Consider the following 14,267-nt stretch of genomic DNA (forward strand, 5'->3'; position numbering starts at 1 on the left):
ATTATCGAAAAGAACAGAAAAGACAAATTCCATTAAAACAAGAGAAAATGTACATATTTTTAGCATTGATACACTCTCAGTGATTCATTGATATATCAAAAAATGAATGTGTCTGTCATGATGTACAGTAAAAAAGCCGATATTTAAAAGTTTTGAGAGGGGTTACCTAATGAAAATCAGTAAATTTTCTATAAGAAGACCTGTTTTTACCATTGTAACGATGTTACTTGTATTTATACTAGGAGCCGTTTCAGTAATTAATATACCGTTAAAACTAATTCCAGAAATTAATCCACCTATTGGAGTAGTTGTTACAAATTATCAAGGAGCAGGGCCGAACGAGGTCGTAGAGAAGGTTTCAAAACCTTTAGAAGAAGCGTTATCAACTGTCCAAGGCATCGACACAATCACTTCGACATCACAGGAAAATGCAAGCTTAGTTCTTATGCAATTTACATGGACGACAAATATAGAAGATGTTCAAGATGAAATTAGAACGAAAATGGAGGATGCACCATTACCAGATGATGCCGGAGATCCACGTTTTTTGAAATTTGATCCATCACAATTCCCGATTATCCAGCTTTCGTTAACATCATCTGAAAGTGCTGAACAACTTCAGGTGCTTGCAGAAGAATTAGAGCAGGAGTTAACCAAAACGGAGGGGGTTGCGAGTGTTAATCTATCCGGACTGGTTACAGATGAGGTAAGTGTGATCCTCAATCAAGATAAGCTTAAAGACTTTACAATAAGCCAATCAGAGATTGTTGATGTTATAAGAGCTAATTCAGTAACAACACCGGGAGACACTGTAGTCACAGAAGGAAAACAATTAACAACAAGAGTCATTAGTACGATTGATTCGCTTGATGTGTTAAAAAGTATTGTTGTGAAAAAGAATCCGGCAAATGGAGAAGATATTACATTAAATGATGTAGCTAAGGTGAATATTACACCACAAAAGTCGAACACAATTACTCGCGCAAACCAAGAAGCTTCATTGCTAGTAAGTGTGTTGCAGCAGTCTGATGCCAATACAGCAGCCGTTTCAGATGCATTTCAAGAAAAGCTGGCTGAAATACTAAAAGAAGAAAGATATGAATCAATTAGTTCAGACATTATTTTTGATCAAGGCGAATATGTTGATCAAGCAATTGGTAACATGGTTAATACGCTAATTATTGGTGGGATTCTTGCCATGCTTATTCTTTTTATCTTCTTAAGAAGTATAAAAAGCCCACTAATCATTGGAGTTGCTATTCCGTATTCAGTTATTGTGACGTTTGTGCTCATGTATTTTTCGGATTTCACCTTAAATATAATGACTTTAGGTGGATTGGCACTTGGTATTGGTATGCTTGTTGATAATTCGATCGTTGTTATTGAAAATATATATCGACATCTATCAATGGGGAAAAACCCGAAGGATGCTGCATATGAAGGGGCAAAAGAAATGGGCCCTGCAATTATTGCTTCAACCTTAACTACAGTCGCTGTTTTTATTCCAGTTGTTTTTATTTCAGGGATTATTGGAGATTTATTTAAAGAATTCGCTTTAACCATTGCATTTAGTTTATTTGCTTCATTATTTGTTGCGTTAACAATTGTTCCGATGTTAGCAAGTCAATTATTGAAAAAACCAAATGAAAATAAAGAGAAAATTCGTCGTGAATCATCATTTATGAAATCACTAGATGGGGCAATAAGATTGGCTTTACGAAACAGAGCTCTCGTTTTAATTTTGACACTTTTAGTTTTTGTTAGCAGCTTATACGGTTTATCGCGTGTTGGATCAGTCTTTTTACCAAATACAGATGAAGGCTTTTTCACAATTGATGTGGAATTAGATAATGGAACAGCACTCTCTGAAACAAGTGAAGTTGTTGAAGCACTCGAGAATGAACTTGATGATGAAGAGAATGTAGAGTTATATGTCAGTTTAATTGGATCTACTCAAGAAGAGTCATTCCGAGGAACTGGTAGTACAAATATTGCTGAAATCTATGTGAAAATGAAAGAATTAGATAACCGTGATATTTCTACCTTTGACTTTATTGATGATATAAAAAAATCATTTGAAAAAGAAGCAAATTCTGTTAACAAAACAGCTGAATTATCATTTAACACTCAATCTTCTACAGGTTCTAGTCCAAACACATTAACATTTAATGTGAAAGATACGAATGAACAAAGATTGAAAGAATCCCTAAGTCTAATTGATGAAGCACTTCTAGAATTAGACGATGTAGAAGAATTAAGTAATGATATGAAAGAAACGATTGAAGAAATTCAAATTAAAGTAGATCGTGAAAAAGCTCTTAATAATGGTTTAACTCCTGCTCAAATCGGAATGGTTGTTAATGATGTAACACGTGGTACTGATGCCATTCAAATGACGAATGATGAGAATAATGAAATATATATGGTCAATGTCCGTTATGAAGAATCAGTTAAGGAAAATATTGATGCTCTGAAAAAGCTTCTGATCAAAAAGCCTGATAACGATTTTGTGGAGTTAGGGGAAGTGGCAGTGGTTGAGGTAGGTGAAGGACCTGTCTCTATTCAACGGATTGATAAGCAGTTAGCTGTTCAATATAATTTGCGATTTAATAACACCACAAATCTAGGTGAAATTTCTAGTTTAGTTGATGAAAAAATAGAGGATTTAGATTTAGCCGAGGACACAGAAGTAACATTTGGTGGAGACAGAGAACTTCTAGAATCTTCATTAGATGATATGATTTTAGCATTTGTTCTAGCTATTATCTTTATTTACATCGTCATGGCAGCACAATTCGAGTCATTTAAGTATCCATTAGTAATTATGTTCACTATTCCTCTAATGATTATTGGTGTAGGAATTGCACTTGTTATAACCAATTCACCAATTAGCTTAACCGTTGTCATTGGAATCATTGTTTTAGCCGGTATTGTGGTAAACAATGCAATTGTAATTGTCGATTATATTAATCAAAAGAAATCACAAGGATTCAAAACCTTTGAAGCTTTAGTGGAATCGGTGAAAGTAAGATTTAGACCAATATTAATGACCGCTTTAACAACAATATTGGGTTTAATTCCTTTAGCGTTGGGGTTAGGAGAGGGAACAGAAATTAACAGACCTATGGGGTTAACTGTTATTGGTGGTTTAATAACGAGTACCTTTTTAACTCTATTTGTTATCCCAATCGTATACAGTTTATTTGATAAAGAAACAAGAAGAATGAATAAGAAATATGTTACACCAGATGGTCAGCTCATCCCAGCATATTTATTAGAAGATAAGCTAATAAAGGAAGAAGATAATAAAAGAATTGTAAACGAGGAAAACGAAAAACTACCCGCACCACCTGAATCTACATCCAAATTTGAAAAGCAAGACATGGTTTCTATGCTTGAACAAATTATTGATATTGTAAAAGATAAAAAGTAACAAAAAGGGTTTGACCAAAAATAAGGTCAAACCCTTTTTGCTCAGATTACAAGAAAAATAAGATATGAAGGCAAAAACAACTTCTTTTCTTGTGGTTTTCTTAATGATCTAGTCCACTAATGATTGTTTTTAGTGTATGATCTTGAGGTGTTGTAAAATATTCTTTAAATGGACATCCAATCGTATTTATTCTTTTTAGTACATGTTCTATAGTAAAATCTTCAACAGATACTAAATCGTTAATTTCTTCCCAAAATAAAGGAGCTGCGATATAGGCACCTTCTTTTTTTCCTCGTAGTGAATATGGAGCAATAATAGTTTTACCTTCTGCATGCTGAATATAATCAACATAAAGTCGGTTGCCACGATTTTTTTTCATTCTTTCAGTCGTAAAATCTTCAGGGAAACTTGTAACAAGATATTCAGCAATAAATGACGTGAATACCCTAGTTTCATCATATGACAATGAATTTTTGGAAATGGGTATATGAATTTGCAATCCTTTGTTTCCAGAAAGCTTTGGATATGTCATTAGTTCAAACTTATCAAAAACTTTTTTCATTTCTATCGCAGCTTTAATAGCTAGAGAAAAGTATTCTTTTGATGGAGGATCAAGATCAAAAACAATTTCGATTGGATGATCAGTATCAATTGTTTGAAAAGGAACATGATACTCAAAAGCTAATTGATTACCTAGCCAAAGTAATGTTGAAAGATCATTACAAATAATATAATCAATATCTTCATTGACTTCTGATTTGATAAAATCTGGTGCATAATCTGGACGGTTTTTTTGATAAAAAGCTTCACCAAACATGCCATGAGGAAATCGAATAACAGTTAGTAATCTATCTTCCAAAAACGGGATCATTTGTTGAGATACTTGGTATAAATAACTTAAAAATTTCTCCTTTTTTACATCCATTGTTTCCCATAGAGGTTTATCAGGATGAGTGATTGAAAGTTCCTTATGAACAGGCGCTGTTGAAAGAAGTAACATATCCCATGTACAATTATCAACTTGTTTTTCAAATCGAAACGAAATAAAAGAAGGCTCACGCAATTGGTTTTTGTATAGAGATAGAAACTGTAATTCAACCACTATGGCAGGTAATATCTCAATGAAATTAGTTGTTTCAGAAACTTTGTTTTCTTTTAGAATATGGATTAGCGCGTCACGTTCAGTACTAGATATTCCATGTGAAAAGGCACCAACTGAAATGATTTGATCACCGTTAAACACTCCTACTTGAAAATATCCATTGTCCTTGTCGTAACCAGTAATAAAGAAACATGCTTTTTTGTAGTTCTTAATTTTTATCCATTGTTTAGACCGCGTCCCACCTTCCCATTTACTGTTAAGGTGTTTTGCGATAATACCTTCACCATCTTCAAGTTGTATTTTTTTCCATAAATTTGTATAGTTCGTTGTATATGGAACATACTGTAAAATATTGTGACCTAAAGGGTTAATTTCTGTTGGTATCTCAAGTGTTTCAAATAATTCATAAAGTAATTTTTTGCGTTGCTCAAATGATTCCAAGGAAAGGTTATTTCCAGCTCTTTTTAAAAGATCAAAAACGAGAAATCTACAAGGATGTTCTTTTGAAGCTTGTGTAATTTTTTCTTTGTTTTTAAATCTTCCTCTTATTTGTAATTGCTCAAAGTCAGAAAAGTATTTTGAAGTAAGTAATGTAACTTCTCCATCAATTGATAAGGGTAAAAAGGGCTTTAACTGTTCAGATAATTTTTTTGCTTCTGAGATAATTTCTGGAAAGCTCTCATTTAATGATTTTTCATTACGACTTGTTAAATCAATGGAGTTGTGTGTCATCGTTAGAATTGCTCTAAATCCATCATACTTTGTTTCGTAAACCCATTCAGATCCTTTAGGAATTTCCGTATATAAAGTAGGTAGCATCGGTTTCATTCTTTTTCACCCTTATAAATGTCATTAATTTTAATATGGACAGAAACGCAAGAATTCATGAAAGGAGATTGTGAATAATGAATAAAGCTGTGTTCTTAGATCGTGATGGTGTCATTAATGAAGTGTTGAGTAATAGAGTGAAATTTGTTAATAAACCTGAACAAATGTACTTGTTAGAAGGTGTCGGTGAAGCTGTAAAATTATTGAATGATGCTGGATATTTCGTTTTTGTTGTAACAAATCAAGGTGGTGTTGGTTTAGGTTATATGAAGGAGGAAATGCTTCTAAAAGTTCATGAAAAAATGAAGCATGATATAGAAGAATATGGAGGGAAAATTGACGATATCATTTATTGTCCCCATAAGCCACATGCGGGATGTGCATGCCGTAAACCTGAGCCTGAAATGCTTCATCAACTAGCTAAAAAACACAATGTAAACTTAAATGAAAGTTTTATGATTGGAGATAGGGATGTTGATATACAGGCTGGAAAGCAAGCAGGAACAAATACAATTCTAATTGGCGATGAAAAAGAATTGGCAGATTTTCAATTTCGATCATTATATGAAGCAGCGTTTTGGATAACTCAAAAATGAAAGATGGTATAAAAACGGTTACATTTTTTTGTTGCGTCCAATTAAATAAGATGATATTCTAAATATGTAGATTTGCTGAAAACGATTACAACAACTTCCAAAAGATTTCCTTACAGAAATCTTTACTATTTTAGTGTTTGTGCAAACGTTTTCGCAAATTAAAAAATATTTAGGGGGGAAAATGGTGTTTAATAAACAAAATAGAAAAGTGCTGTCGCTCTTAGTAATATTTTCCTTAGTATTGCAGCTCTTATCAGGATTGTTTCCTTATGCAAACGCTAGCGCAGAAGAGACAAGTCCTGTAGTAAATGATGACGGTACTGTTACATTTACTTATGAAGGTGAAGCTGAAACAGTTCAAGTAGCTGGAAGTTTTACTGAGTGGGAAAAAGGCCCTCTTGATATGACGGAAGAGTCACAAGGGGTATGGAAGCTTACGACAGAATTAGAAGATGGTACACATGAATATAAGTATGTAATCAATGGTGATACTTGGTTACCAGAAAATAACCTTGTTTTTACAAAAGGAGAAGTGGAAGCACCTGCAATTAAAAGTCCAATTCTAAATGCAGATGGAAGTGTAACTTTAAACTATGTAAGTCAAGGTGAAGAAGCAGTTTACGTAAACGGTTCTTTTATAGAGAATTGGGATGCAACGAAAGCTGTAAAAATGACATTACAAGATAATGGTGTTTTCACAGCAACAGTTGAAGGGTTAGAGCCAGGAAATTATCAATATAAATTTATGTTAAATGACACATCCTGGACAGAGTCAACAACTGACCCATTAAACAAAAATGAACTGGTTGATGGTAATTCAACGTTTGAAATCGTTAAACTTGAAAGCCCTGTTATTAACGATGATGGCAGCGTAACATTCAATTATGTAAGTCAAGGCGAGGATGCAGTATTTATAAATGGTTCATTTGTGCAAGATTGGGATCCAAACAAAGCTGTAGAAATGACGCTTAAAAATGGTATATATACTGCTACAGTATCAGATATAAAGCCTGGTACTTATGAATACAAATTTATCTTTAATGAAAGAGATTGGGATGAATCTAATGTAGATCCACTTAATCCAAACAGTGCAAATGGTAATTCAGTCTTTACAATCGAATCACCAGAACCAATAAACGTTCAATCAGCATTAATGGACTCACAAACTGAGATTCTAGTAACAACTAACAAAACATTTGGCGAACAAGAGTTAGTTGTAACAGATGTTGAAGCAAATGAAGTTCTTGAAACAACAACAACAAAGATCTCCGATACAAAAGCGAAACTTACACTTGCAGACGGAGTGGATGTAGATGTAAGAAAGCTTTATGAAGTATCTGTAGGGAGCTCTGAAGGTAAAGTTGTAACAATGCGTAATGTATTAAATGATGATCAATTCTTCTATGATGGAGACTTAGGCTATAATTATTCTTCTAGCAAAACATCATTTAAACTTTGGGCACCAACTGCTTCAAAAGTAAGTCTAGCAATCTATGATGATGCAGGAACTTATGAAGGTGCTTTTGTACCTGATCACACAGGTGGCGTAGAAACTGAAATGAACCGTGCAGATAACGGTGTTTGGTCTCTAGAAGTCAATGAAGATCTTAAAAACAAATATTATATGTATAAAGTAGAATTCGCGAATGGTGATGTGAATTATGCAGTTGATCCTTATGCAGTATCAACTTCAGCAAATGGACAAAGAACAGCAATTGTAGATTTAGATAGCACTGATCCAAGTGGATTTGATCCAATGGACAAGCCTGCAATTGTATCACCAGCTGATGCAATCATTTATGAGCTACATGTTCGTGATTTTTCAATTGGTGAAGATTCAGGGATGGACAATAAAGGTAAATATTTAGCGTTTACAGAAGAGGGAACAACTAGTCCTAGTGGTGTGAAGACTGGTGTTGATTCTTTAAAAGAATTAGGAGTTAACTATGTTCACTTACTTCCAACATATGACTTTGGTTCTGTAAATGAATTAACAGTGAATGATCCAAAAGCTACTGATGCTAAATTTAACTGGGGCTATGACCCAATTCACTTTAATGTTCCAGAAGGCTCTTATTCTAGTGATCCTACTGATCCAACAAGTAGAATAAAAGAATACAAGCAGATGGTTCAATCTTTACATGAAAATGGAATTCGCGTTATAGCTGACGTTGTATACAATCATACGTATATGAACGAATCAACACAGCTTGAAGGGAAATCACCATTTGATGCAATCGTTCCTGGTTACTACTATCGTACAGATGATACGGGTAAAATTACAAACGGATCTGGTACAGGTAATGAAGTAGCTTCAGAGCGTCCAATGGTTCGTAAGTACATTAAAGATTCTGTTCACTATTGGGCAACAGAATTTGGTATTGATGGATTCCGTTTTGACTTAATGGGATTAATCGATCAAAAAACTATGCAAGAGTTAACAAGAGAATTGAAAAATGAAGTAGATCCTAATGTATTAATTTACGGTGAGCCATGGACAGGTGGATCAACAAGTCTTCCTGCATCTATGCAACATTTTAAAGGAACACAAAAAGATCAAGGGTACGCAGTATTCAATGATAATATTCGTGGTGCGATTAAAGGTGGAAGTGACGATAATAGTACTGGATTTGCTACAGGCTCGACTGGTAAAGAAGGCGATATCGTAGCAGGTGTTAAAGGTGCAGTTGATCAATTCGCCAATGACCCGCAAGAAACAATCACATATGTAACGGCTCATGATAACTTGAACCTTTGGGATAAGTTAATGCGAGTAGCTGGAACAGATGGTGATCATGAATCAGAATCATATGATCCTCATGCAGTTATTACAGAAGAAAATGCGTTAAACAATGAATGGGTAAAACGTAGTTTATTAGCTAATGGGATTGTCCTAACTTCTCAAGGTATTCCTTTCCTTCACGCTGGTGAAGAAATGCTAAGAAGTAAGTATGGCGTTCATAATAGCTATAAGAGTCCTGACAATATCAACATGATTCGTTGGGAATTAAAAGATCAATATCAATCAGTTTTCAATTATTACAAAGGCTTAATTGATTTAAGAAAAAACCATTCTGCATTTAAAATGGACACAAAAGCAGAAGTTAACGAACATTTTGAAGTATTAAAGCAGGATGAAAACATTGTTGCTTATCAATTAAAAGACAATGCTAACAATGATACATGGAAAAACATTGTTGTCATCTACAATGCAAATAAAGAAGAGAAAGAAGTAAGCCTACCTGCTAACGGTAACTGGAACGTAGTAGTTGATCATACGACTGCCGGTACAGAAACAATTAGAACGGTATCTTCAGATAAAGTATCAGTTGAAGGCCTTTCAATGATGGTTCTTTACGATCAATCTGAAGCAGCTTATACTCCAGAAGCAACTAGTATTACAGTTAATCCTGATTCACTAGCAATCAACCCTGGTGAAACAAAAACAGTAACAGCTTATGTAAAAGATCAAAAAGATCGTGTAATGCTTGGTGAAGAAGTAACTTGGTCTTCTTCTGATGAAAGTGTTGCAACGGTTTCAAACGGTAAAGTAAAAGGTTTAGCTGAAGGATCGGCTACAATTACAGTTAAAGTAGGCGACATTGAAGAAACAATTCAAGTAACTGTTGAAGAACTTGTTGCTAATGAAATTATGATTTCAGGAAACGACTCTGTGTTTGCAACATATTCAACACAGCTTTCAGCTCTAGTAAAAGACCAATTTGGTCAAGATATGCTTGGTGCAAAAGTAGCTTGGTCTTCAAGCGATAACACAATTGCAACAGTTAACAGTCAAGGTCAAGTAACTGGTGTGAAACCAGGAAATGTCGTGATTACGGCAAAATCTGGTGCCGCAGAAGCTACTTTAGACATGACAGTTAAAGAAAATGTAAAACGTTATGTGCGCATTAAATATGTAAGACCTGATGGTGACTTTACTGGTGATTTCGGTGAGTGGAACTTATGGGTTTGGAACACAGGCGTTAAAAACGACCAAATTAACTTTGAATCATTTGACGGAGATACAGCAATTGCAAATGTTGAAATTGCTCCAGAAACTGAATCTATCGGTTTCTTAGTGCGAAAAGGAACGGATTGGAATACAGCAAAAGTGTCACCTGATAGTGATGACCATAATGTGAAAATAGATCGTGACGCGATTCTTACAAAAGTAACAGTTGTCACTGGTGTAGCTGGTCATACACAAGTGCCACATGTTGGTGGACCAGTATTAGCAGATGGAGAAGTAACATTCTTCTATCGTGATGAAGAACTATTTAAGAACGATGAGATGGATACAATCGAGTCAGTGAAAGTGAAAGTCGACGACGTTGAGTATGATATGGAATATAGTGCTGAAAATGAATACTTCTCTTATAAGTTATCAGACTTAGCAGAAGGTACACATGAGTACACATTCCTAGTAACTAAAGACGGTAAAACGACTGAAGTTACAGATCCTTATAATACAAAAGATGGAAAGTCTACAATTACGTATACACGTCCAGAAGTAACAATTGAAGCAAGTGTATCACCGGGAGAATTTACGTACGGTGAAAATGCATTATTATCAGCAAGCGCAACAACAGAAGAAGAAGTAACTATTGAAGAGCTATCTGTAAATCTTGAACCACTTGGCGGTAAAAGTAAGGTAGTTATTGATCAAACTGTTGGTACAGTTGCGATTGGTGCAAGTGATACAATAGGTGCTGGAGAAAAAGAACTTGTGATCACAGCCCTAGATGAGTTTGGTAACAAACATACTAAAACAATAAAAGTAACTGTTAAGCCACAGCAAATAGTAGGCGATGAGCTATCATTTGATTGGGATGAAGCACGAATTTACTTCATGCTTACGGACCGTTTTAAAGATGGAGACCCTTCTAACAACGGTGGCGAAGATGGTAAGTTAGATGAATATGATCCAAACCATAAAGAAGCTTATCATGGTGGTGACTTCCAAGGTATTATCGATGAATTAGATTATATTGATAATCTTGGTATCAATACACTTTGGATTACACCTGTTGTTGATAATATTGACTTTAATAAAGGTCTTGACTTTACAACAAGCGGTGATTTAGTTGCGAAGCAATATGCATATCATGGATATTGGGCAGAAGATTTCGAGAAGCTTGATGCACATTTAGGTGACATTGAGAAGTTCCAAGAGTTAATTGAAAAAGCACATGATAAAGGTATTAAAATTATGCTAGACGTTGTTGTCAACCACGCTGGTTATGGTATGAAGGGTGAGCTTGACACAGATGAAGGCAAAAGTGATTGGTTAGGAGATAAAGAAAACCTTCCATCTGAAGAATCAGTAGCTAAGCTAAAAGATATGCTACGTATGGGTGATGAAGAGCTTCCTGGACATGAGGTAAAAGGTGAGCTGGATAATCTTCCAGACTTCAAAACAGAAGATCCAGCCGTTCGCCAACAATTAGTTGAATGGCAAACTGCATGGTTAGAAAGAGCAAGAACAGACCGTGGAGATACGATTGATTTCTTCCGTATTGATACAGTTAAGCACGTTGAAGATGCAACATGGCAAGCATTGAAAAATGGGCTAATTGAAATTGATCCTAATTTCAAAATGATTGGCGAATATTGGGGTGCAAGTGTTGACAATGATGGAGGCTACTTAGGAACAGGTCAAATGGATTCTCTATTAGACTTTGATTTCAAAGAAAAAGCAAAATCATTTGTTGATGGAAGCATTGATAGTGTTGACGCATATTTACAAGATCGTAATGGACGCATTAATAATAATGCAACATTAGGACAATTCTTAAGCAGTCATGACCAAAACGGCTTCTTAACAGAATATGTAGGTGGAGACCGAGCGAAATTAAAAGTAGCTGCGGCACTACAAATCACTTCTAAAGGTCAACCAGTTATTTACTATGGTGAAGAATTAGGTAACTCTGGTACGGCTGATTGGAAGAAAGATGAAAATGGAAATATTCTAGCATTTGGTCAAAATCGTGATTCTATGCCTTGGGAGCTTTATGAAAATGAAGACCCTGAAGCAATGGCACTACACAATCATTACTCAACTTTACTAAACATCCGTGCTGACTACTCGAAAGTATTCTCTAAAGGTACTCGTGAAAAAGTAGCTGGTGGAGATGAAGAAGGATATTTAGTATTTGAAAGAGAATATGATGGTGAGCAAGTATTAGTTGGTTTAAACACTGAAGAAGCAGCGACAAAAGCAACATTTGCAGTAGACTTTGCTGCTGATACAAAAGTAGTTGACTTATACAACAACAAAGAATACGTTGTAAATGCAAATCAAGAAGTAACTGTTGATTTACCTGGTAGTGTTGATGGTGGTACGTTTATCCTTGCTGTTGAAAAGGTAGAGCCGAAACCTGAGCCAAAGCCAGAGCCGAAGCCAGAACCGAAGCCAGAGCCGAAGCCAGAGCCGAAGCCAGAACCGAAACCTGAGCCGAAGCCAGAACCAAAACCTGGTAAAGAAACAGATAAAAAGCCAAAATCAGTTGTTGTAAAAGCTAAAGTTAAAGACGGTAAAGCAACAATTGACAACAAAGATCTTGAAAAAGTTAAAAAAGGCGATCAAGTTATCATAGAATTCAAAGGTAACAAGTCGGCTAAAGCAACATTCACTTTAACAAAAGAAAATATCTCTCTATTAATGGAAAAAGGTATTGATACAGTAACTCTAGCTCCAAAAGATTTAGAAGTTGCAATGAATATTCCGATTTCACTAATCCCAGAAGGTGCAGACTTATCTGTCAAGCGTCTGGCGGATATGGAAGATGACAGTTTCATTAGCGGTGTGTATGATTTCTCACTACTTGTTGATGGAAAGTCTATTCACAATTTCAATGAAGAGATTGAGCTAGTATTTGATGTAAATCCGAAAAACGTTAAAAACCCAGAAAATGTTGAAGTAATCTACTTCAATGAGGAAACAGAGAAATGGGAGATCGTACCAGGTGCTGTTTATAAAGATGGTAAAGTAACTGTTCGTACTTCACATTTCAGTATCTTCGCAGTAGTTGAAGTTGCAAAAGTTAATGATGTAGAAAAGATCTCTGAACCTTCTAAAGAAGGCTATGAGCTTCCTTCAACAGCTACTTCAAGCTATAACTGGTTAGTGATTGGTTTCATCGTGATCTCTATCGGTGGGGCGTATGTATTTGTTCAAAGAAGAAAGATTCATGTAGAAAAATAAGATTAACTTTTTGCTTGATAGTGGGTGCTTCCTGCTATCAAGCTTTTTGTTTTATTCTTGAAAAGAAAAGCGAGGAAATCTCAATAGTAAGATTTCCTCGCTTTAGATGTTTATGCTTTTTTTCTAACAGTTTTTGTTTTTTTAGCTGTCGATGCTTCTGTTCCTTTTTCATTGGTATCATCTCCACCAACTACTTTAGGTTGTTGAGTTTTTGGTGTTGTTTTACCTTTTGCTTGAGGCTTTTTTGTTTTCTCAATACTTGCTTGTAATGCACTCATTAAATCAACTACATTTTGTCTCGGAGCAGCTTCGGAAGGAGTCTTGCCTTCATCTTGGTTAACTTTACGTTCAATTAATTCTTGAAGAGCTAGACGATAGTCATCTTTATACTTTTCAGGCTCAAATGTTGTTGTTAATTGATCAATTAACATAATAGCTGTTTTTAGCTCTTTTGACCCTACTTCTACTTGCTCAGGTACGCTAGGTACTTCTTTAACATTTCTTACTTCATCTGGATAATGAACAGTTTCCATTACGATGCAGTTTTGATACACACGAACAATTGCAAGCTGTTGTTTTGAGCGAATTGTTATTTCTGCAATTCCGATTTTACCGGATTTATTTAATGATTCACGTAATAACCCATAGGCTTTACCACCGTTTTCTCCTGGTCCAATAAAATAAGAGCGATTAAAGTATATTGGATCAATATCTTCCATTTTAACAAAATCAATAATCTCAACTGTTTTATCTTCATGTTCATCTTTAATCTCTTGTAGTTCTTCTTCAGTTAAAACAACATACTTACCTTTTACATATTCATAACCCTTTACAATTTCATCAGTTGATATTTCTTCATCACAATTAGGGCATTTTTTTTCATATTGAATAGGAGTGTGACATTTTTTATGGAGTGTTCTCAATTTGATATCTTTATCCTCTGTAGCTGCATAAAGCTTTATTGGTATATTTACAAGTCCAAAACTAATGGATCCTTTCCACATTGTATGCATATAACTCCCTACCTTTCAAAAAGTTTCCTACATTTATTTATTAGCATAGGGTTTATCCAACTATTTAATAAGTAGCAATACATACCAATTA

5 protein-coding genes are annotated in these 14,267 nt (G+C 34.9%); 3 read left to right on the plus strand and 2 right to left on the minus strand.

The genetic code is table 11. The features are described from left to right. Positions 1–169: 169 nt before the first annotated feature. A complete protein-coding gene (locus LC076_RS10380; protein WP_226668392.1) occupies positions 170–3,433 on the plus strand; it encodes an efflux RND transporter permease subunit in 3,264 nt (1,087 codons plus the stop codon). Between the two features lie 100 nt (positions 3,434–3,533). Here the strand turns inward: LC076_RS10380 and LC076_RS10385 are convergent, their stop codons facing one another. Then, the gene (locus LC076_RS10385; RefSeq protein WP_226668395.1) at positions 3,534–5,363 is read right to left on the minus strand and encodes a DNA ligase D; all 1,830 of its coding nucleotides are present in this window, start codon (positions 5,361–5,363) and stop codon (positions 3,534–3,536) included. 77 nt (positions 5,364–5,440) lie between these two features. Here LC076_RS10385 and LC076_RS10390 point away from each other — a divergent pair, with 77 nt between their 5' ends. Both LC076_RS10390 and pulA read left to right on the plus strand, forming a co-directional pair. Next, positions 5,441–5,959, plus strand: coding sequence for a D-glycero-alpha-D-manno-heptose-1,7-bisphosphate 7-phosphatase (locus LC076_RS10390; protein ID WP_226668398.1), 519 nt, complete (start codon positions 5,441–5,443; stop codon positions 5,957–5,959). A 184-nt stretch (positions 5,960–6,143) separates the two neighbouring features. Further along, positions 6,144–13,163, plus strand: a complete 7,020-nt coding sequence (pulA, locus tag LC076_RS10395; protein WP_226668400.1) for a type I pullulanase — start codon at positions 6,144–6,146, stop codon at positions 13,161–13,163. Positions 13,164–13,273: 110 nt separating this feature from the next. Here the strand turns inward: pulA and LC076_RS10400 are convergent, their stop codons facing one another. After that, complete coding sequence (locus tag LC076_RS10400) at positions 13,274–14,176, minus strand: Ku protein (protein ID WP_226668401.1); 903 nt, start codon at positions 14,174–14,176, stop codon at positions 13,274–13,276. Positions 14,177–14,267 lie beyond the last annotated feature (91 nt).

Source organism: Metabacillus litoralis (genome assembly GCF_020524045.1).
Classification (GTDB): Bacteria; Bacillota; Bacilli; order Bacillales; family Bacillaceae; genus Metabacillus; species Metabacillus litoralis_C.

Excerpts from the sequence above, each read along its gene's own strand:
- LC076_RS10380 (WP_226668392.1), top strand. The coding sequence starts at position 170 with ATGAAAATCAGTAAATTTTCTATAAGAAGACCTGTTTTTACCATTGTA.
- LC076_RS10385 (WP_226668395.1), bottom strand. The coding sequence starts at position 5,363 with ATGAAACCGATGCTACCTACTTTATATACGGAAATTCCTAAAGGATCT.
- LC076_RS10390 (WP_226668398.1), top strand. The coding sequence starts at position 5,441 with ATGAATAAAGCTGTGTTCTTAGATCGTGATGGTGTCATTAATGAAGTG.
- LC076_RS10400 (WP_226668401.1), bottom strand. The coding sequence starts at position 14,176 with ATGCATACAATGTGGAAAGGATCCATTAGTTTTGGACTTGTAAATATA.